General features: G+C 45.6%; 18 protein-coding genes. 8 read left to right on the forward strand and 10 right to left on the reverse strand.

Annotated elements, in window-relative coordinates:
- Positions 1-184: 184 nt before the first annotated feature.
- Complete coding sequence (rsgA, locus tag ACY2IG_RS03395) at positions 185-1,234, forward strand: ribosome small subunit-dependent GTPase A (RefSeq protein WP_462618368.1); 1,050 nt, start codon at positions 185-187, stop codon at positions 1,232-1,234.
- 72 nt (positions 1,235-1,306) lie between these two features.
- Here the strand turns inward: rsgA and abc-f are convergent, their stop codons facing one another.
- The 3 genes from abc-f to pflB all read right to left on the reverse strand — a co-directional run bounded on the left by abc-f (position 1,307) and on the right by pflB (position 6,282).
- Positions 1,307-3,007, reverse strand: coding sequence for a ribosomal protection-like ABC-F family protein (gene abc-f, locus ACY2IG_RS03400; RefSeq protein ID WP_462618369.1), 1,701 nt, complete (start codon positions 3,005-3,007; stop codon positions 1,307-1,309).
- 271 nt (positions 3,008-3,278) lie between these two features.
- A complete protein-coding gene (pflA, locus tag ACY2IG_RS03405; protein ID WP_462618370.1) occupies positions 3,279-3,998 on the reverse strand; it encodes a pyruvate formate-lyase-activating protein in 720 nt (239 codons plus the stop codon).
- A 34-nt stretch (positions 3,999-4,032) separates the two neighbouring features.
- On the reverse strand, positions 4,033-6,282 hold the full coding sequence (gene pflB, locus ACY2IG_RS03410) for a formate C-acetyltransferase (protein ID WP_290753938.1): 2,250 nt from the start codon (positions 6,280-6,282) through the stop codon (positions 4,033-4,035).
- A 339-nt stretch (positions 6,283-6,621) separates the two neighbouring features.
- Between pflB and ACY2IG_RS03415 the strand changes: the two genes are divergently transcribed.
- The 3 genes from ACY2IG_RS03415 to ACY2IG_RS03425 are packed head-to-tail and all read left to right on the forward strand — an operon-like array spanning position 6,622 to position 8,892.
- Positions 6,622-7,050 (forward strand): hypothetical protein, encoded by a 429-nt coding sequence (locus ACY2IG_RS03415; RefSeq protein WP_035412635.1) that lies wholly within the window; start codon positions 6,622-6,624, stop codon positions 7,048-7,050.
- A gap of 28 nt (positions 7,051-7,078) precedes the next feature.
- The gene (locus tag ACY2IG_RS03420; protein WP_035412637.1) at positions 7,079-8,251 is read left to right on the forward strand and encodes a DEAD/DEAH box helicase; all 1,173 of its coding nucleotides are present in this window, start codon (positions 7,079-7,081) and stop codon (positions 8,249-8,251) included.
- Positions 8,248-8,892: a hypothetical protein gene (locus tag ACY2IG_RS03425; RefSeq protein WP_035412639.1), complete on the forward strand. Its 645-nt coding sequence runs from the start codon at positions 8,248-8,250 to the stop codon at positions 8,890-8,892. Before ACY2IG_RS03420 ends, ACY2IG_RS03425 begins: the two co-directional genes overlap by 4 nt.
- Positions 8,893-8,946: 54 nt before the next feature.
- On the opposite strand, the gene ACY2IG_RS03430 is transcribed toward ACY2IG_RS03425, so the two are convergent.
- From ACY2IG_RS03430 to ACY2IG_RS03460, 7 genes are all read right to left on the reverse strand, one after another.
- Positions 8,947-10,734 (reverse strand): GGDEF domain-containing protein, encoded by a 1,788-nt coding sequence (locus tag ACY2IG_RS03430; RefSeq protein WP_056063607.1) that lies wholly within the window; start codon positions 10,732-10,734, stop codon positions 8,947-8,949.
- A 10-nt stretch (positions 10,735-10,744) separates the two neighbouring features.
- Positions 10,745-12,577, reverse strand: a complete 1,833-nt coding sequence (locus ACY2IG_RS03435; protein ID WP_462618714.1) for a diguanylate cyclase domain-containing protein — start codon at positions 12,575-12,577, stop codon at positions 10,745-10,747.
- Positions 12,578-12,757: 180 nt separating this feature from the next.
- Positions 12,758-14,659, reverse strand: coding sequence for an ABC-F family ATP-binding cassette domain-containing protein (locus ACY2IG_RS03440; protein WP_035412645.1), 1,902 nt, complete (start codon positions 14,657-14,659; stop codon positions 12,758-12,760).
- A 1-nt stretch (position 14,660) separates the two neighbouring features.
- Positions 14,661-15,359 carry a lysophospholipid acyltransferase family protein gene (locus ACY2IG_RS03445; RefSeq protein ID WP_035412648.1) on the reverse strand — a complete coding sequence of 233 codons (699 nt, stop codon included), beginning with the start codon at positions 15,357-15,359 and terminating at the stop codon, positions 14,661-14,663.
- Between the two features lie 79 nt (positions 15,360-15,438).
- Positions 15,439-15,696, reverse strand: coding sequence for a hypothetical protein (locus ACY2IG_RS03450; protein WP_023467272.1), 258 nt, complete (start codon positions 15,694-15,696; stop codon positions 15,439-15,441).
- A 38-nt stretch (positions 15,697-15,734) separates the two neighbouring features.
- Positions 15,735-16,040 (reverse strand): hypothetical protein, encoded by a 306-nt coding sequence (locus ACY2IG_RS03455; RefSeq protein WP_035412654.1) that lies wholly within the window; start codon positions 16,038-16,040, stop codon positions 15,735-15,737.
- Between the two features lie 125 nt (positions 16,041-16,165).
- Complete coding sequence (locus ACY2IG_RS03460) at positions 16,166-16,333, reverse strand: hypothetical protein (RefSeq protein WP_023467274.1); 168 nt, start codon at positions 16,331-16,333, stop codon at positions 16,166-16,168.
- Positions 16,334-16,566: 233 nt separating this feature from the next.
- On the opposite strand from ACY2IG_RS03460, the gene ACY2IG_RS03465 reads away from it, so the two are divergent.
- The 4 genes from ACY2IG_RS03465 (at position 16,567) to ACY2IG_RS03480 (ending at position 20,950) form a co-directional block, all read left to right on the forward strand.
- On the forward strand, positions 16,567-17,421 hold the full coding sequence (locus tag ACY2IG_RS03465; RefSeq protein WP_035412657.1) for a CvfB family protein: 855 nt from the start codon (positions 16,567-16,569) through the stop codon (positions 17,419-17,421).
- 332 nt (positions 17,422-17,753) lie between these two features.
- Positions 17,754-19,313, forward strand: a complete 1,560-nt coding sequence (locus ACY2IG_RS03470; RefSeq protein WP_035412660.1) for a DEAD/DEAH box helicase — start codon at positions 17,754-17,756, stop codon at positions 19,311-19,313.
- A 106-nt stretch (positions 19,314-19,419) separates the two neighbouring features.
- Complete coding sequence (locus ACY2IG_RS03475) at positions 19,420-19,686, forward strand: hypothetical protein (RefSeq protein ID WP_035412663.1); 267 nt, start codon at positions 19,420-19,422, stop codon at positions 19,684-19,686.
- Between the two features lie 73 nt (positions 19,687-19,759).
- Positions 19,760-20,950, forward strand: a complete 1,191-nt coding sequence (locus ACY2IG_RS03480; protein WP_462618371.1) for an EAL-associated domain-containing protein — start codon at positions 19,760-19,762, stop codon at positions 20,948-20,950.
- Positions 20,951-20,956: the final 6 nt, after the last annotated feature.

Genomic DNA, 20,956 nt, shown 5'->3' on the forward strand with positions numbered 1-20,956 from the left:
AAGGCGGAGAGAAGGTCTGACTTTGAGGGAAGCGCTACCAGAAACATTGATTGATATGATATTCTATAAAGGAATCGAATCGAGAGGAGTGATGTTGATGAGTGCAACAATCAACGCTAAAAAAGTAACATGTGTCGAAAACCAGGGAGGGGTTTCCCTCCCTTAAATCAGAGGAGGAAACCATTTGAACGAATGGGGTACACCACCTGTCTACGAAACGACAGGAACAGAACAACTCGGACGAATCACGGCCGTCTACCAAACGCATTATCGTGTCATGACGGACACAGGAGAATCACTTAGCGAACTGTCTGGTAAGCTGCGTTTTCAATCAGGAACGAAAGCTGAATTGCCAGCGGTTGGAGACTGGATCATTCAAACAGAGCGAGAGCCAGGCAAAGGACGAATCGAACGGGTCTTGCCACGGTCGTCTCAATTTTCCCGAAAAGCGGCAGGGACGGAGACCGAGGAACAAATTATCTGCGCGAATGTCGACGTTGCCTTGCTCGTCATGGCTTTTGGACATGACTTCAACGTCCGTCGACTGGAACGTTATTTAACGGTTGCTTGGGATGCAGGGGTGATACCAATCATCGTCCTGACGAAAAAAAGTTTGATGCCGTCGATCGAAATAGAGCTGCAGGCTGTTGAAGCAGTCGCGTTCGGAACACCGATCCTTGCCGTTGATTCTTTGACGGGTGACGGATTAGAGGAACTACGTGCCCAGTTACAAGTCAAGCAAACGATCGTGTTAGTCGGATCGTCCGGCGTTGGGAAGTCGACGCTCGTCAACGCTTTAGCTGGAGAACAGTTAATGGAGACGGGTGGCGTACGGGAAGACGATGAACGCGGACGTCACACGACGACACATCGCGAACTGAAACGACTGGCGAACGGTTTATTACTCGTCGATACACCGGGGATGCGAGAATTGGCCTTATGGGATGGAAGTGACGGTTTATCGTCGACGTTTTCCGATATTGAAGAGCTTGCTGAAAACTGTCGTTTTCGAGACTGTAAACATGAGAAGGAACCAGGATGTGCCGTTCGGATAGCTTTAGAAGATGGAACGCTATCTGCTGAGCGCTGGAACAGCTTCGTCAAGCTAAAACGAGAAATCGCCTATACGGAACGTAAGCAAAACGTGGCGTTGCAGGCGGCGGAGAAAGAAAAGTGGAAAAAAATCCACAAGCAGGCACAAGCGCATACGAAACTGAAGTATCAAAAGCGGTAATACGACTGAAATATGAAAAGCATCTGCAACGGAAAAAGGAGTCTCTTTTTCTATGCAGATGCTTTTTTCTCGTTATTCTTTTGAAAGTGATTCATTTGTTTCTGTATTGAACGGCACGTTACCCGTCAAAGCATCAAGACGATGTAGATCGGATTGAATCGCTTCAGGGTCACTTCGGCGCGCGTTTCGTACCGTGGCCGTTCCGACCGGATGATCGTTGAATCCAGTCGTTAAATCAAACGTCCGATTCGACAGACGATCGGTAAAATAACGATCGTGAGAGACGAAGAGGAGCTCACCAGGGAAAACATCGAGTGCGGCTTCGATTTGTTCACGAGTCGCAAGATCCAAATAGTTCGTCGGTTCATCGAGAATAAGCAAGTGAGCACCAGAAAAGTACAGGCGTAAGAAAGCGATCCGACATTTCTCACCCATACTGGCGTCGGAAATCGACCGGTAGACATCATCACGACGGAATAAAAAACAGGCGAGCAACGTCCGGGCGTCCGTCTCACTCATCGTGCCGTACTCAAGTAATGCCTCTAACAATGTACCTGATGTCGGTAAGTGGGAAAGGGCTTGTGAAAAATAGCCGGTCTTCAATCGAGGATGACGGATTATGTTCCCTTGATGAGGAGCATATTCACCCTCGATGAGACGCAGTAAGGTCGTTTTCCCGCTTCCATTCGGTCCGATGACAGCAATCCGGTCACCACGATCGATTGAAAATGAGACATCGTTTAGAATGGTTTTCGTCTCATACCTAAACGTGACGTGTTCGAACGAAACGAGTCGCTTCGCATGAATCGCTTCATGTTCAAATGCGACGTGAACAGTCGGTGCAACCTCTGGCTTTTTAACACGATTCTCCAGTAAGCGCTCAAGCTGTTGTTCTTTTGCTTTGACCTTTGTCGCATGTTTAGCGGCTTTCTTTTTCGCATAGGGATCGCGTTCACTCGCTTGATTCGAGGCTTTTTGATGCCATTGCCGGTATCCTTGAATCATGCGGGTTAGTTCTTTGCGTGTGCGTTCTTGTTTTTCGTACGCGCGTTGCTGTGATAAGGCTTGATGTTCCTTTTGTTCTTTATAGGACTGATAGTTTCCGCTGTATCGCGTTGCCCCTGATTCGGATAATTCAATGACGGCATCAGCCGTTGCGTCGATGAAGAATCGTTCGTGTGAGACATAGAGAATCGAGGTCCGTGACATGTTGACCCATTCCGTGAGCCACTCGAGTGTCTCTTGATCCAGATGATTCGTCGGTTCATCGAGAATGATGAAATCAGGTCGTGATAGAAGCAGACAGGCAAGTTGGAGGCGCGTCTGTTCACCACCGCTTAAACTGGATGCTTTGTGTGTCCAGAGTGCTTCCTCTAATTTGACTTCTTTTAAGACGCGTGCTGCATCTGCTTCCAGCGAGAAGGCGTCCTGATCGATTGCTCGTTGATAAATCGTCAAGTCACCATTCATGGCATTAGCGCGAAGTTGATAACGAACCGCATCCGCTCGTTCGACGACATCAAGAACGGTGTGATCGCCCGCCACAAAGTGTTGTGATAGTAGACCGAGTTTTTTGTAATGACGCTTGATCGAACCGTCAGTCGGTTGAAGTTGATCAGCGATCAAGTGTAACAGTGTCGTTTTTCCGATGCCGTTCGGACCAATCAAAGCGACGTGTTCGCCAGTATGAATATGAAAGGAGACGTCCGAGAAAAGACGTCGTTCGTCGTAATCCATTGATAGGTGTTGAATCGTAAGTGTTTCAGTAGACATAAAAGCAGCTCCTTTAGGCTTCATTTCCAGTAAGATGAAATGAAAACACACCATCCGAAGCGAGCGGATGGTGTGCAGGAGTAACTCAAAGAAGGCGATGACCAGAGGATGGTCACACCGAAAAAGAGCAGACTCGTAGCGTCAGACATCCGCAACTGCATTGCGAAAGAGATGATTTCATTCATCAAGCGACCTGTACGAGTGATTGCTTCATTTCGGTGTTGTACCTCCTGTTCATAATCTATGATGTCATTGTAACAAATTGGAAACGTTAACACAAGTACGATTCAAGTAGGGTTTGCGCAGCGTTTGTTTCTTCTCGTGAAGGGGGAAGCACATCAGTTAACGGATAAGCAAGACCAAGGTTTTCCCACTTATAGACTCCGAGTTGATGATACGGCAGTACCTCGACGCGCTCGACGTTTCCGAGCGCCCGGATGAACTCGCCGGTCTGACGGAGGAAATGTTCCGACATCGTAATACCTGGAACGAGGACGTGGCGAATCCAGACGGGAATGTTTCGCTCGGCTAGGCGTTTTGCGAAGGCGAGTGTATTGGCGTTACTCCGTCCAGTCAAGACGCGACAAGCAGCATCGTCGATATGCTTGATATCGAGCAGAACCAAATCCGTCGCATCGAGAATGGCGTCGATGTTTTTTGGGACGACAGATCCAGCGGTATCGATGACCGTATGCAGTCCATGCCGCTTCGCTTCTGTTAAAGCAGCCTCTAGGAACTCTGGCTGAGCGAGCGGTTCACCTCCAGAGAAGGTGATTCCGCCACCCGTCGCCTCGAAAAAGGAGCGATAGCTGATCGCTTCTTTTACGACTTCGTCTGCTGAGACACGCTGTCCGCAACCGAACTCCCATGTATCCACGTTATGACAGTATTGACACCGTAGTGGACATCCTTGCGTAAAGACGATGAATCGAATGCCAGGACCATCGACTGTTCCACATGATTCAACGGAATGGATCATACCATAGGTCATTCTGCTCACTTCCTTTCACATACTACACATCATTTTAGAGAGAACCGTGGAACGTACGATTGATGACATCAATCTGTTGTTCACGCGTCAGTTTAATGAAGTTGACGGCATAACCGGAAACCCGAATCGTTAACTGTGGATACTGTTCTGGATGCTCCATGGCATCGAGTAACGTCTCACGGTCGAAGACGTTGACATTCAAGTGATGACCTTTTGAAGTCGTACCACCCATATATCCGTCAAGTAATCCGACCGTATTGCGAATACGTGTTGCTTCCTCCTTACCAAGTGCTTTTGGAACGATCGAGAACGTGTAGGAGATACCATCGAGCGCATGTTCATATGGTAGTTTCCCGACAGACGTCAGAGCAGCGATAGCACCACGGGTATCACGTCCATGCATCGGGTTAGCACCGGGTGCAAATGGTTCACCCGCACGGCGTCCATCGGGTGTATTTCCTGTTTTCTTACCATAGACAACGTTTGAAGTAATCGTCAGGACAGACTGTGTCGGGAGCGCATTTCGATACGTTGGATGTTTACGGATTTTCTCCATGAACAATGTCACGAGATCAACCGCCATCTGATCGACTCGTTCATCGTTATTCCCGAACTTTGGAAACTCACCTTCGATCTTGAAATCAACTGCAATCCCATCCGCATCTCGGATCGGGCGGACTGTTGCATAACGAATAGCGGATAGACTGTCAGCGACGACCGATAAACCAGCGATGCCGCATGCCATCGTCCGTAAGATTTCCGGATCATGTAAAGCCATTTCAATCCGTTCGTAACTGTACTTATCATGCATGTAGTGGATGACATTCAGTGTGTTGACGTACAGTTCCGCGAGCCAATCGAGTTGACGATCGTAAGCCGCCATGACTGTCTCGTAATCGAGTACTTCGTCGAGCATCAATGGTGTGGCTGGGGCGACTTGAATTTTGAGCTTCTCGTCCATTCCGCCATTGATTGTATAAAGTAATGCTTTTGCAAGGTTTGCTCGAGCACCGAAGAACTGCATCTGTTTCCCGATCCGCATCGCGGAGACACAACAAGCGATGCCGTAATCATCCCCATAAACCGGCAACATCAAATCATCGTTCTCATACTGAATCGAGCTTGATATGATCGACATCTTCGCGCAGAATTCCTTGAATCCGCGTGGAAGCTGAGTGGACCAGAGAACAGTTAGATTCGGTTCAGGTGCCGGACCGAGTGTCGAGAGCGTGTGTAAGAAGCGGAATGAACTTTTCGTGACATTTGATCGACCATCTTCACTCATCCCGCCAATCGATTCCGTTACCCACGTCGGGTCGCCAGAGAAGAGATCGTTATAGTCCGGTGTTCGTAAGAATTTGACGATCCGAAGTTTCATGACAAAATGATCGACGAGCTCTTGTGCTGTTTCTTCCGTCAAGCGGCCGGTCGCAAGATCACGTTCGACATAAATATCGAGGAACGTCGAGACTCGACCGAGTGACATAGCTGCACCATTTTGTTCTTTGATCGCAGCAAGATAAGCAAGATAGACCCACTGGAATGCTTCTTGTGCTGTTTCTGCAGGGCGGGAGAGATCAAAACCATAGCGAGTTCCAAGCTCGGTCAATTCCGTTAATGCGCGCAATTGTTCATTCATTTCTTCGCGGTCGCGGATCATCGATTCAGAGAGGAAGCCGCCACGTGCCTTCAAGTCTCGCTTACGTTCTTCAATCAAACGTGCTGTTCCGTACAAAGCGACACGACGATAGTCGCCAATGATCCGCCCACGTCCATAGGCGTCTGGTAATCCTGTGATGATACCGGCTTTACGCGCGGCGCGCATCTCTGGAGTATAAGCATCAAAAACCCCTTGGTTGTGTGTTTTTCGGTAATCGCTGAAAATTTTCGTGACGGTCTCGTCTGCTTCAAAGCCATACGCAGCTAAGGCATCATTCACCATCCGAATCCCGCCGTTCGGATGAATTGAACGTTTGAACGGTTCATCCGTCTGTAAGCCGACGATTTTTTCAAGAGAGGGATCCAGATACCCTGCATCATGCGAGAGAATCGTTGATGGTGTCTTGGCATCGACGGCATACACACCACCACGTTGTCGTTCTTCATTCGTCAACTGTAGAATTTGTTGCCAAAGCCGTTGCGTCGCTTGAGTCGGATCGACTAAAAAGTGATCATCACCTGTATATTCCGTGCGATTGAGCCGGATGAAGTCTGCAACATCGATTGTCTTGATCCATTCGCCAGACGTAAAGTTTGCCCAGGCACTCGTTTTTTCTAATAACATGGATACCACTCCTTTAAAATTGAGCTAATGATCAGTTCCTTATGTGAATAGTGTAACAAAAGGAGGTAGAGATTCCCTTTACGTTCATGTGAATATTTTAACAAGTGAACAAACGTTGATATGACGGGCTTTCCTTATTTCTGTACTTATGAAAGAGTGAAGATTAAAAAACAGTTGAAGTCTGGTAAATCAAGAGTTTCACGAAACTGTATGAGCTGATTTGAAAAAGATCCACTAGCACAGTTGAAACTGTGAGGAATGTCACGTTACGGTATCTTGTGTTTTTAGGACGTATCGTTGACAATGAAAAAGGGAACATAGAACGTGGAGGTGTGCCAAATGGAGTATGTGTCATTAACGCAACAAGGAGATTATCAGTCGGGAGACTGGGTCTCGCTGAAAATCGGATCGGAAGGTTCGACGCGAACTGGGATGATCACAGAATTTGAAGGTGATGGATTCTGGATTCGGTTTGAAGATGATTTTGATTATGAAGACTTTATCGGCTATGATGAATCGTACTGGATTGCGCTTGTTCGCCGTCCCGTGGACGTAAAAGCGACGTATGCGAGTCTTGCCGTGTATCCGGCACTCGCTGCAGAATTACAGGATCGTGTCATCCAAGGCTTCGAGATTTTAAAGGAAGAAGCTGGTGAAGAAGAAGTCCGGTTCCACATCCGATTGCTCGACGCAGGAAATGAATATACACAGACATTACGGGGATACCGTGATGCATCAGGAGATCATGTCGAATACGTAACGGCATGATGGAATTAAGAGAGTAGGAGAAATCGTTATGAACTTTACAAAACCATTTTTACAGGAAGCATGGGAACGGGCGCGCTTTACAGAGTTGATGCCTGTTCAAGAACAAGCGATTCCGTTGTTGCGCGAAGGAAAAGATGTCCTAGCTGAAGCGCCGACAGGAACAGGGAAGACGCTTGCTTATGTCATTCCAGCTTTAGAAAAGATTGAAGTGGAAGAGCCACACGTGCAAGTCGTCATCACGGCACCAACACGGGAACTCGTCATGCAAATTCATCAAGTCATTCAATTATTTGCTCAAGGAAGTGGTATCAAATCCGGTGCATTCATTGGTGGTGTTGAATTAAAGCGACAATATGAACGATTGAAGAAAAAGCCGCAAATCATCGTCGGAACACCGGGACGTCTCGTCGAGTTGATTGATTCGAAGAAGCTGAAGATGCATAAGGTGAAATTGATTGTTTTAGATGAAGCGGATCAAATTTATGAAAGTGGCATGAGTGACTCGGCGACGCGAATCGCAAATAGTGCGCTACGCGATCGACAACTGGCATTTGTCTCAGCGACATTGCCGGAACGGACAGCAGAATGGGGACGGACGCTTGCGAATGATCCTGAGACGATTCGTGTTGAGCGTGCCGTCAGCACACAAGTGACATTCGGTTATTTGGAGACTTCACGTCGTCAGAAACCGGAATTGTTACGTCGTCTGGCGAACATGCAAGGATCAAAAGTGCTGACATTCATCAACAATCGCTCATTCCTTGGACCATTGAATGGCGAGTTGAGTAAATTCTCACTGAAATACCGGATTTTAGACGCTGAAAAAGGAAAACGAGAGCGGATGGAGACCTTGCGTTCTTATAAAAAGGGAGAGTTTCCTTTACTCGTCACGACAGGTCTTGCGGCGCGTGGGCTTGATATCGAAGCGGTCACACACGTCGTCCATTACGATTTACCGGAGTCGCTTGACGATTTCGTACACCGTTCAGGTCGGACGGGACGCGGAAACGCAAATGGGATGGTACTTGCACTTGTCACGGATCAAGATTTAAAACACTTAAAAACACTTGCAAAGCAAATGGGCGTCGAGATGGAGCCAATGGAAATTTACCGCGGAGAAGTCATTCCGAAACGTGAATTCACAGCTCCTCAGACGATTAAGCGACCGGCTACTCCTCACCGGAAAGGGCGATCGAAATGAAGAACGATCGAAAAGTAATTCCATTTCCGACGACGGTTTCTGAAGCGGAAATGAATGCAGCCTTGAAGAAAATGTATCAGGAAGCAGCAACAGCACGCAGTACGGACTGGGTCGCTTTCATTGAAGAGATTGCGACAGAAGGACGTTGGTATTTAAAAGATGCTGAATTGTTCCGGGACTTATTCGTTGACTGGGCGATCTTCTATGAAACGGATGATCAAGGAAAAACACCGCACGGTCGTTTTCTCGAGCAGATAAAAGACGAGCTATCACCTAGTCTCTATCGCGCCTTGCGTGGATTAGCTGACCCGATGCCGTCGCTGTTTCAAGTCGATGCAGATGGTGTTGTTGATTTAATGTCGAAACAGACGTATCAAACGGATTTGGCTGAGATTGAAGTCGAACCGGGGGATCTGTTGATTGGGAAACTGCTCTATATTTCTGGTAAGTGGCGCTTTGCGATTGCCTACATGAAGGTAGCGCGCGCATTAGTACCAGAAGTCCTCGCTTTGTTGACGGACTTCGTGGATGAAGTGGGAGAAGACGCGTTACTTCGTCAATATCCAGAGTTTTGTGCGGAATTAATCGACTTGCTCCTCGATATCGAAGAAGGTAACATTGCACCAAGACCAGAAGAATAACTCAAAAAACCTAGGACACGTTGACTACAAAAAGTCATATGTCCTAGGTTTTTTTCATGGGTCCGCTCGATATAAAGCGACATCATTCTTATCCCGATGTTTCACGCGATACATGGCAAGATCGGCTTGCTTTAAACATGTTTCAAGATCGGCCTCATGACACGCTGTCACTCCGATGCTTGCGGAAACGAATAAAGATTGTCCTTTGTAGACATAGGGACGTCTTAAAAATTGTAAAAAGGATTTACATTTTCGGCGTAAGGAGAGTTCATCATCGGCTTGTAAAAGGATCGCGAATTCATCTCCACCGAGGCGATACACGGATTCCGAAGAACTTGTATGTTCGCTCAATCGCTTCGCAACTTCAATTAATACATAATCTCCTGCCTCGTGACCATACGTATCATTGACTTGCTTAAATCCATCTAAATCGACTAAGGCAAGATAATTCTTATCGGAGAGTCGATTTGAGAAATCTCGTTCTAAGGAACGACGGTTTCCGATATTAGTCAAAGCATCATGATAGGCATGGTATTCGATTCTCTTTTGACGAATTTTGCTTTCCGTGACATCATGTAAAATCGTGAATCGTCCCATCGAGGTAGCGGCAATTTGAATCGGAATATCAATGATTTCATAGCGGCGACTTTGTTCATCCTCATACTCATCAACGTTCGTTTCGAGCATTTCTAACAAATGACGCATCGTACGAGGAACATGTTCAATCGTCATATCTGGCAAATGAAACAGACGTTGGGCAGCTAAATTCGCGTACAGCGCAGTGCCGGACTGATCGAGTCGAATCATCGGATCAGGATGACCGAGGAAGAGTGGAATGACCTGTTGTTCACTATCTTGGATTTGTTGTTTTCGATGTTCAATGCGTGAAGCGAGTTGTTCATTTCGTTCGTGTAATTGTGCGACAATCAACCCATGTTGACGGGCAATCAAGATTTGTCGAACGATTAGTAGGAATAAGATGATAAAGATGTCGAGTTTTCCACCTTCTTGTTCCACCATGTAGTGGATGAACAAAGGGATGGCCAGTAAAGGAAGCCACGAACGGGGAATGACCGTCGTTCGAGCAGTTCCTTCTTCAATATGATCAACATGCCATAGAATAGCTGCGCTTTGCGCCAAACGAATCAATATCGGGAAGAACACCAGATAATTCGCTGAAAAATCAGGGAAGTAGACACTAGAGACTTCATAGATACCACGAATGAAAATGGATAAGAATAATAGAAATAAGGCCATCCGTGATACCCAATGTGTTTCTTGGATGAACGTAAAATAGAAAAAAACGAACAGACCGAGTGATGTGTTCGTAATGACGATGATGGCATAAGGAACAGTCTGAAGCCCAGGGTTCGTCAGTTCATTGAGGACATGGAATGCGACAAGTCCAATGAAAATGACGATAATCGCGGCATCAACGAAAGCAAGTACATGTTGTCCGAGTGTTCGTTTTGTGATGATTCGGTAAAAAATCGCGTATAAGAATACGTAATGGGATATTGAAAATAAAATCAGGCTATAAATAGATGGAATTGGAAAGTCTGAATAGACAAAACGTAACGTCTCAAAAATGGAACCGATATAGGATAAAACCAGTGATCCTAAAGCAATCAGCCAGAAATTTCGTCTGGGTACGACTAATATTTGTTCCTTACGATAAGCCGTAAGAATGAAGTAAGCGATCAACCCAAGTGATACATACTGAAGTACCTGTTCGACAATCCCATTAGAGATGGAAGGAGTCCATGTAGTAAGGATCATTAGAATAAAAGAGATTACGAGCATGGCAGGGAACCAACGGATGAAGTAGTTTGATTTAAGCACGGGATCCCTCCTAACGTTTGATGTGGACAGCGAACATATAGTTATTTTTCTCGTTCTTCTTGATCTGGTACATGGCTTCGTCTGCCCGAATCAATAACTGTTCTGAACTCTTACCGTCTTCAGGGTATAAGGAAATTCCGATAGATGGTGTGATACGAAGTGTATACGTGTTGATATAGAATGGATAATTTAGGATTTCGAGAACGTGTTCGGCAAACTGTCGAGTTTCCGAGGCAGATGCCTGAATGAAGATCAAGAATTCATCTCCACCAAGGCGTGCGACGAGATCAGTTGGCGTCGTCATTGATTGAAGACGCGTTGCTGTTTCTTGTAGCAGTAAATCACCGACATCATGTCCATAGGTGTCATTGATTTGTTTGAATCCGTCCAAATCTATGAATAATAAGGAGCCATAATCTAGCGTTGGCAGAGTTAGATAGAGTTGCTCCTCAAAGTAACGCCGGTTTGGTAAACGAGTGAGTGAGTCATGGTATCCCATACGTTCTAGCCATACTTCCTGTTGATAGTCTTCTGTGACATCCGCTAAGACGACGAAATAGCGTTGCTGATGTGGAATATCGATGATTGTCGTATTCAAAAAGGTTTCTGGATGTTCGTCCGTAGCAGGTACATGTAGGAGGTGAGCAGGATAGGTCGACTGCTTTTGTTGAAGCAACGGGATGAGCCGATCAAGTTGACGACGTTGACTCGGTCCGAGCGGTAAATCATTCCATCCTGCTTCTGCAGCGGCTGGATTGACGGATCGAATCTGATACATGTCATCGATTTCAAAAACGATTTCTGGATAAGACAAAAAAAGTGACGTCAGTTCTTTTTCACGCAACTGTAGCAACTCTGTTTTTTGATGAACGATGTCTTCTAGATTCGTTTGTAATGCCGTTGTTTCATGTAACAACCGAAGATTTTCCCGGTATGAAAAAAGCTGCCGTGTTAAAAATAATAAAAACGTAATACCAATAGACAACAAGAAGAAGGTTCGAGAGACAGGAAAAAACGTAATATAAAGAATCAGCGCAGATAATAAGATGTAAACCAACAGTGAACGCGTAAGTGTCTCGACTCGAATGAGATTTGCTTGCTCCTCACGACTAATGGGAAGTGTACGTGTGTTCAGAAAGGCGATGAGGAACAGACCGCTAAGTGGATATAGCGGAAGCAATAGACCCGATATTTGCGGTTCACCGTTTAATAACAAGGTATAAAACACGAAGTTCGTCATGCCGAGAATGAATGTTCCGAGGACAAGAAAGATAAATCCTGATCGTGATACGTTCCGTCTTAACCCAGACGCATAGAGTAAAAAAAAGAAAAGCGTCAACAAAATTGTCAAGAAGGCATAAAATGTCCAACTGATTTGCTCGAGTGTCGTTCGCGTATAAGAGGGAACAAAGCGGAAAATAGCGATATATCCAGCAATCATTGAAACAGCGAATAAAGTCAAGGAATCAAGAATCAATAACTTTTGTTTTTTGAATAATGTCAAATCTAATTGTCGGAAAAAGAAAAGGACCATCATTGTCAAATGAATCGTATAAGGTAAATCCAGCAAGACGTTCAAATTGACATCGTTCCATTGAAAGAAACGTCCAATCATATTCAGGAAATCGCCCAAAAAATAAGAGAAGAAGGCGATGGATAACCACTTGTACGGAAGGGAAGGTTGTTTGAAAGCCGTCGATCGACTAAATAAGAAAATCATGAAAGAACCGCTTAAACTAATGACTGCCGAGAGTTGTAACGAAAGGTCTTGTGGCAATAGCCAGAGCAGTATGTAAGTAATGACTAAGTAGAATGCGACGATAGGGTAGATGTTTTGAACCATCCGTTTCACTAGAACTCCTCCTTTCGCAAGCCTTCCTCCAAAACGAAATATGCTATAACATTACCCGATATCTAATATGAATTCACATTTATTTTCATAATTAAAAATAAAAGTAAGAGATGTTTTCTATTTCATAAAAAAAGCGGAACTCTTCTAAGTGAAGAACTCCGCTTATCGGATTTATTGATGAGATTGGCGATGGTTTTCAAATGCCTCGATTTTTTCAGAAAGATATGTCCAATATTCCATTCGCTCGTCAAGCGTCGCTTTGGTCTTTTCGATGGCTTGATACAATTCATTGACCTTTCCGAGATCACTTCCTGCTGAAGCGAGATCAGCCTCTAATTGCTCTAGTTCAACTTCACTCTCTTCAATTTGTTGCTCAATGATAGCCCAATCTTGTTGTTCCTGATAACTTAGTTTCTTTGGCGTCTCTGTTTTTGGTGCTGTAGCAACCTCTGCCGTTTTTTCAACGACGATTGAGGGAACGGGTGCTGCCATTTGCTCAAGATAGTCTGTATATTGTCCGTAATAAAAAATGATGTTTCCATCTTCAAATGCAATCAGGCGATCGACGACCCGGTCGAGGAAGTAGCGATCATGACTGACTGTGATGACAGTACCTGGGAATGATTCTAAATAATCTTCTAGTACGGATAAGGTCTCGGTATCCAAGTCGTTCGTCGGCTCATCAAGGAAGAGGACGTTCGGTTCTTCCATCAAAATCGTTAACAATTTCAGACGTCGCTTTTCGCCACCAGAAAGCTTGCCGATTTGTTTATATTGTGCTTCCGGTTTAAAGAGAAATTGTTCGAGCATCTGACTTGCTGTGATCTCCTCACCGGCGAGTGTCGTAATGACTTTTGCGATCCGTTCGACCTCATCGATGACGCGGCGTTCGGGATGCGTGAATTCGGCGAATTGACCGTAAAAACCAATCTTCACCGTTTCGCCGTGAATGATCTCACCCGTTGTTGGCTCTAAGCGTTTCGCGAGGATTGAAAGAAGTGTCGATTTTCCACTACCGTTTCGACCAACGATGCCATACCGCTCTTTGCGTCCGATCAGAGCGTCAAACGATTCAAAAAGTGTCCGTTCACCAAATCGGTGCGAGACGTCATATGCTTCAATGACTTTCTTGCCGAGGCGGGTCGAACCGACCTGTACTTCAAGTGTCGCTTCTTCTTCCTCATACGAAAGGTCTTGTAAAGCATCCACGCGCTGGATCCGGGCTTTTTGTTTCGTCGTCCGTGCTTTTGCTCCGCGACGCAACCAAGCGAGTTCGCGACGGAGGATGTTTTGACGTTTTTCCTCCATAGAAGCCGTCCGTTCACGACGTTCGGCACGTTTTTCAAGAAACGATTCATAGTTTCCGACATAGAAATAAGCTGTTCCATTTGCGATCTCCATCATATGATTCGTGACACGATTCAAGAAATAGCGATCATGAGTGATTAGTAGAATCGCACCACGGTATTCCTTGATTTGAGTCTCAAGCCAGCTGATCGTCTCGGCATCAAGTTCGTTCGTCGGCTCATCAAGCAGGAGGAGATCGGCTTCATCGAGTAAGGCTTCAGCGAGTCCGACGCGCTTACGTTGTCCTCCGGAAAGAGAGCCGATCAACGCGTTCAAGTCGAGGATGCCGAGTTTGTTTAAGATCATTTTTAAACGCGATTCCGTGTCCCACGCTTGCGCGGCATCAACCTCGGTTTGCGCTGTGATGAAGCGGTTGAGTAACGTCTCACTTGTCGGATCCTGTTCGAGCGCTAGTCGTGCCGTTTCGTAGTGGCGCAACGCGTTGATCGTTGGTGTGTCACCCGAAAGGAGTACTTCCATGACAGTCCGATCTTCCGGATAATCGGTCGTTTGCGATAGCAAACGGATCCGATAATCATTTGGATGATGGATCGTACCAGCATCTGCTGTTTCTTTGCCTGCTAGAATGTGCAGGAGGGTCGATTTACCGGTACCGTTGACGCCAATGATACCGATCCGGTCACCAGGAGAGACAGAAAACGTGACATCTTCGAAGACAATTTTATCGGCAAATTCTTTTTTGAGATTTTCTACTTTCATTAACATATTAGACACCTTCTACAATCTGTTTGATTTGATGTTCGACCGTCTGGACGAGTTCTTTCTGTGTCATCGTGCTCGGATCAATCGACGGCAAGATCGTGACTTCGACTGTAGCCGGACGGATCTTACCCGTTTCCTCCATGACACGATAACTACCTGAAATCGCGACGGGTACGACGCGTGCGCCACTTGATGTCGCAAGGGTAAAACTTCCTGCTTTGAATTCCGCCATCGGTCCGCCTTTTGAACGTGTTCCTTCTGGGAAGATGATCATTGATTGTCCGTCCTTGATCGTGTCGACACCAGAGCGGATCGCTTTTAGGGACTGGCGTCGGTCTTTTCGGTCAATCATGACACACCCCATCAGATTCATCCAGACATTAACGATTGGAATTTTATTCACTTCGATTTTTGAGATGAATGCTTTTGGTTTATCGATTTTTCCAAGTAGAATCGGAACATCGAAGTTTCCTTGGTGATTCGAGATGAACACGACAGGTTCATTTGCCGGGATATGTTCATGCCCCGTCACATGGACACGAACGCCAGCGAGTCGGAGGAGAGAGTTCGCCCAGGCGCTCGCTACACGCTGAACGAATGCATAGCGCGCGAGATGCGTTCGACGTTTTGCGGTTGGTAAAAACGGTAAGGTACAGGGTAAGACAAGTCCAAAATAAATGAACCAAATGACAGTACGGATCATGGTAAAGTGACAGCTCCTTTTTTTCATTGCTGATGTTATTGTACAAAAAAAGACCAGGTGTCGCACCCGGTCTCCATGATTATTCCCAGTAACGAGGCTCAGATTCCTCTTCGCTTTCTCCAAGTTCGAAAGTGAGGCGACGTGTCGTCGGATCAACGGAGAACGTAGCGTTCGTGTTGTCGATCTGTTTGATTTCCATCGTCTCTTCATCCAAGATGAGAGTCAAGCGGACCTTATCTTCGTGATCTACGAGCAGTACGCCATCTTCCTTCAACCATAAATCGATGACAGGTGAGTAGCGGAGTGTCCAACCGTTTGATAAAGGGATTTCGTTCATAATGAATCTGTTCCTCCTAGGTGATGAAATCGTGTTCTTTATTTATCATGCTGGTCTGTCCCAGAGAATGCAAGTGGTGTACTCGAATCTCGATTAGGATAGGCAATTTGATAAGACTGTTCTCGTTTTTTCATGCGTTCGTACTGTTTTTTGACGCGACGGTATTGAATGTATTCAATGTAAGTCAGATAGGACGTACGGAGTAACTGTCGAATCGATGATAACGATAGGCAAATCGCTAACGTAAAGACGAAAACACCAATCGAACTTGTATAATAACCGGTAACAAAACTTAAGTATGTAGTGATGAGACCCGCAATCGTCGTGAATAAGTAGAAGAGCACGTCCGTTTCCTCCTCGAAATTAAAATATAGGTATGTTCATCTAATTCGAGGTTGAACTTGATTTTCCTTTATCGTCCTGTAAATGTCCGGAAAAAATAAAAAAATCCACACGGAAGGTGTAGATTTTAAGGGCGATCGATTTGCTGAAGCGCTGGTGTCTTCGGAGTCATATCTGTACTGTTTGATCCTTCTGCAAAAACGATTCCAATCGTAGCAAGGAAAGCAAAAAATGCAAAAACCAATGTTTTCGTGAAGCGTCGAGCGAACGAACGCGATTGAATATTATGAAACATTTTTATCCCCCATATTTACCTAAACTAAACCTTCTTTTTCCTGTTATTTAATCATATATCTTTTTTTCAAAAAAATCACGCAAATGTGTTTCGTTCACAAATATGTCACAACTGTCATCGTGTGGTCGATTTCAGAGGTGAACAGAAAAAGAGTATAGTATGGTAGGGAAAGAACAGAAGGATGGTTCGAATGAACTTGAACCAATTCAAATAGAGAGAGGAGATGACCCGAAATGGGATTACGCGCAGGACAGGTTGTCACATTAAAAGTAGAACGTGAAGCAGAGTTCGGAGTGTTTTTGACAGATGGAAATGAAGATGTGTTGTTGCATAACAATGAACAGACACAAAAAGTAGCTCTTGATGATGAAGTAGAAGTCTTCTTGTATCAAGATAATGAAGGACGTTTGGCATCATCGATGACGATTCCAGAAGCTTCATTTGAAGACTACGTCAAGACGACGATCAATGGGACGCGCTATAACACAGGAGTGTTCGCGAATATCGGGATTCAAAAAGATGTTCTTGTCTCACTTGACGATTTGCCGCAACGTCGGATGTTCTGGCCGGAAGAAGGCGATCAACTTTTCATTCGTCTAAAACATGATCAAAAGCTTCGTTTACTCGGAGACCCTGCACCATATGCTTACTTCAACTTACGAGCGAAGCCAGCTCCAGAAGAATGGAACAACATGGACGTCGAAGGTCTCGTCTTCTCACAACGCGAACCAGGCGTCAATGTCTGGGTCAACGATCAGTCAATCGGATTCTTGCATGAACGCGAGATGGAACGTTGGCCGCGTCTTGGAGAAGTCTTGAAATTACGAGTGACAAATGTAAAACCAGATGGTACAGTATTACTTTCAGCACGACCACGTGCCTTTGAAGCCATTGATACAGACGCGGAGTTGATTCTGAACCATCTACTTGAACATGATGGTCAGATGCCGTATGGTGATAAGACAGCTCCCGAGAAGATCGATGAAGTATTCGGTCTCAGTAAGGCAGCATTCAAACGAGCGCTCGGTCGCCTGTTGAAAGATAAAAAAATAGAAAAAAATGAAACGGGTATTCGGTTGACGCAATAATCAAACCGAGTAAGCCTGCGTTTCGAATAGATAGTAAGGAATTCATCATTTTGGTGGTTGCGGCTGGTTTGATTACCGGCGACCATTTACTGAATATACCCCATCACTAGTGGGGGCACGCGATGACGTTCATCGCACGGTCCGGGCACTTCGCCTTTCCCTCGCCCTTATGGCAACGATTATGATGGTGACTTCCCTAAACATTATTATGAGAGAAACCACTCTATCTTTATGGGATAGATTCTGTTATAATAGGTAGTCGATTGTATTCGTTACGGTAGCGTCTGTTTAGTGGCAGACGCTTTTCATATGACAAAGGAGAGTATTTAGCATTGACAACATTTCGTGAATTAAATCTTAGTGAGGCACTTATCAAAGGTGTCCTAAAAATGGGCTTTGAAGAAGCAACACCAATCCAAGCAGAAACAATTCCAGTCGGACTCAGCGGCGTTGACTTAATTGGTCAAGCACAAACAGGTACTGGTAAAACTGCAGCATTCGGTATCCCAACAATCGAGCGTCTTGACGCAAAATCACGCAACATCCAAGCGTTGATCCTTGCTCCGACACGTGAGCTTGCAATCCAAGTAGCTGAAGAATTGAACCGGATCGGTGAAGTAAAACGCGTTCATGCACTTCCTGTTTACGGCGGTCAGCAAATCGATCGTCAAATCCGTGCACTTCGCAAAAATCCACAAATCGTCGTTGCGACACCAGGACGTTTGATGGACCACATGAACCGTAAGACGTTGAACCTCGATCACGTTCAAACGGTCATCCTTGACGAGGCAGATGAGATGTTGAACATGGGTTTCGTCGAAGATATCGAGAAAATCCTCGGTGCACTTCCTGAAACACGTCAAACACTCTTGTTCTCAGCAACGATGCCACCACAAATTCGTAAAATCGCAGATCGTTTCATGACGACTCCAACGCACATCAAAGTCAAAGCAAAAGAAATGACAGTTGAAAACATCGACCAGTCATTCATCGAATTGAAAGAAAGCCAAAAATTCGACGTTCTTTGCCGTTTGATCGACACAGATTCTCCAGAACTTTCAATCATCTTCGGTCGTACGAAAAAACGTGTTGACGAGATGACAGAAGGCTTGATCCAACGCGGATACACAGCTGATGGTTTACATGGTGACTTAACACAAGCAAAACGTGACCAAGTCATCCGTCGTTTCAAAAAAGGAACGATCGATATCCTCGTAGCGACAGACGTTGCAGCACGTGGTCTTGACATCTCTGGTGTCACACACGTCTACAACTTCGATGTCCCACAAGATCCAGAAAGCTACGTTCACCGGATCGGTCGTACAGGTCGTGCTGGTAAAACAGGATCGGCTGTCACATTTGTTACACCACGTGAATTCGGTCAAATCAAAACAATCGAACGTGTCACGAACAAAAAAATGTCACGTCGTCATGCACCAACACTTGATGAAATCTTAGAAGGCAACTTGAAGCTTGCTGCACAAGAACTCATTAAACGTGTTGAAGCAAAAGACTCAAAAGAATATACGACACTTGCACAAGAACTCTTAGAAGAGTACGAAGCAGTGGAACTTCTTTCAGCAGCACTTAAAGGATTGACGAAAGAGCCGGATGCAACACCAGTCCAAATCTCTTCAATCGAACCAATCCGCGTGAAACGTTTCGGTAGCAACGGTGGTGGAAACCGTCGTCCTTACGGAAACAAAGGTGGAAGTGGAAGCGGCAACCGCAGTGGCGGATACCGTGGAAACAACCCGCGTGGTGGCGATCGTCGTGAAGGTGGTCGTTCATCTTCTTCATCAGATCGTCGTGAAGGCGGTTATGCTGGACGTAGCAACCGTAGCGAAAGCGATCGTAACCGTGGTGGACGCAAACCACGCTTTGAAAAGTAAACGATTCGAACCGATTTGTCACAGACAAGTCGGTTCTTTTTTATGATTTATCTAAGCGGTCATGATAAAATGAGCCATGAACGATAGGGAGAGGGCTGAATCATTCGTGTATACCATTTATGTAGCAGCATCCGTCTGTCTCGTTGCACTGATCGTCGCGACGAAAAAGATTTGTGAGCGGACGACAAAAGGACATTTTCGTTATATTCCGTTAGCGACCTTATTATTTGGTGGCATCATCTTTCTTGTGCTGGCCATTGGTAAGGGCGGAGCTGTTGGGATTCAATACGGTGTCCTGAGTATCATCTACTTGACGGCGACATTCGGTGTGTATTTGTATATCGCAATGCGGAAAGATACGACGTTATCGTAAAACAGGGGGCTCTCTCGTTACAGAGAGGCTCCTTTTTTGTTAAGATAGAACAAGAGTACAAGGGGGGAATAGAATGGACGCATTAGATGTCATCGTTCATCCCGAAGAGATAGAGGCGTGGTTTCAACCGATCGTAGGCGCTGCCCCTTTTAAGGTGGAAGGGTATGAAATCCAGTCCCATTTTCGTGGAGAACCGTTAAAACCATTTTTTCAGGAAGATGATGTTCCGGTCGAGTATCAGCTCGAAGTCATGGGACATGTCGTCCGTCAAGCATTCCAAAAAGTACCCTCCGATACACAAGCGTTCATCCTGATCCGTTGTCGTCCGGCTTGGTTGTTTGAGAACGGTGGGGAAGATTTCTTGCATGTTTTACGTACGGTCGACTCGTCGTTTCCAAAAGAACGGATGTATGTTACTTTGACGGATGTTCAAGTCGATGATTTTGATCGTCTGGGCCGGATCGTCGCGTACTATCAGAATTCTGGACTGAAGGTAGCGCTGGATCGCGCGGAAGCAACGAGTCTCGAACGCGTCTTTTCGATGTCGCCGGATATGTTGATCGTCGATCTATCTTCAATGATTGAGAAAAAGACCGTCTCAGCATCGTATCCGCATCTCTTACAGACGATGGAGCACCTTTGTGATCAGCTTGGAGCGCCACTTTTGTATAAAAACATCAGTCATCTTGGTCAACTTCGATATGCGTGGCAGCATGGTGGACGCTATTACATGGGGAATCTTTTAGGAGAGGCTGCGCCGGAATGGGTCATGACTTGTCCTGGAATGGAGGTCTTGATCCATGAAGTCCCGATGTTCTATAAATATGATCGGGAACAGATGAATCGCCTGTTCCAACTGGAGCAAGACTGGACAGTCCGATTTAATGAGTATTGTCAGTCCTTGAAGTCGGAGCAAGATCTCGATCAATGGCTGCTAATGCTCGCCCGGAAGATGGAGCCGGAATTCATCCGGTTTTACATCACGGACGCGAATGGCTTCCAACAGTCTTCGAATGTCAGTAAAAAGAGTGGCGAGTGGAAACTGTATTCCTTCTACAAGGGATACAACTGGAGTTTTCGTCCTTACTTTATCCGGACGACGGTAGCAATGGAGAGACGGCATAGCGGATATCTGTCGGAACGGTACGTCGACTTCAGCTCGAGTGAACAAACGCGGACGTTTAGTATGCCGCTCAGCAATGGCATGTTCTTATTTGCGGATATCTCCGCAGATTATCTATATCAAGAACGATTGAGTGAATGAGGAGGA

It is taken from the genome of Exiguobacterium sp. EF_C8, from assembly GCF_054956715.1.

Excerpts from the sequence above, each read along its gene's own strand:
- ACY2IG_RS03415 (WP_035412635.1), top strand. The coding sequence starts at position 6,622 with ATGGAGTATGTGTCATTAACGCAACAAGGAGATTATCAGTCGGGAGAC.
- pflA (WP_462618370.1), bottom strand. The coding sequence starts at position 3,998 with ATGACCTATGGTATGATCCATTCCGTTGAATCATGTGGAACAGTCGAT.
- ACY2IG_RS03420 (WP_035412637.1), top strand. The coding sequence starts at position 7,079 with ATGAACTTTACAAAACCATTTTTACAGGAAGCATGGGAACGGGCGCGC.
- ACY2IG_RS03440 (WP_035412645.1), bottom strand. The coding sequence starts at position 14,659 with ATGTTAATGAAAGTAGAAAATCTCAAAAAAGAATTTGCCGATAAAATT.
- ACY2IG_RS03450 (WP_023467272.1), bottom strand. The coding sequence starts at position 15,696 with ATGAACGAAATCCCTTTATCAAACGGTTGGACACTCCGCTACTCACCT.
- pflB (WP_290753938.1), bottom strand. The coding sequence starts at position 6,282 with ATGTTATTAGAAAAAACGAGTGCCTGGGCAAACTTTACGTCTGGCGAA.
- ACY2IG_RS03445 (WP_035412648.1), bottom strand. The coding sequence starts at position 15,359 with ATGATCCGTACTGTCATTTGGTTCATTTATTTTGGACTTGTCTTACCC.
- ACY2IG_RS03425 (WP_035412639.1), top strand. The coding sequence starts at position 8,248 with ATGAAGAACGATCGAAAAGTAATTCCATTTCCGACGACGGTTTCTGAA.
- abc-f (WP_462618369.1), bottom strand. The coding sequence starts at position 3,007 with ATGTCTACTGAAACACTTACGATTCAACACCTATCAATGGATTACGAC.
- ACY2IG_RS03465 (WP_035412657.1), top strand. The coding sequence starts at position 16,567 with ATGGGATTACGCGCAGGACAGGTTGTCACATTAAAAGTAGAACGTGAA.
- ACY2IG_RS03460 (WP_023467274.1), bottom strand. The coding sequence starts at position 16,333 with ATGTTTCATAATATTCAATCGCGTTCGTTCGCTCGACGCTTCACGAAA.
- ACY2IG_RS03480 (WP_462618371.1), top strand. The coding sequence starts at position 19,760 with ATGGACGCATTAGATGTCATCGTTCATCCCGAAGAGATAGAGGCGTGG.
- ACY2IG_RS03435 (WP_462618714.1), bottom strand. The coding sequence starts at position 12,577 with ATGGTTCAAAACATCTACCCTATCGTCGCATTCTACTTAGTCATTACT.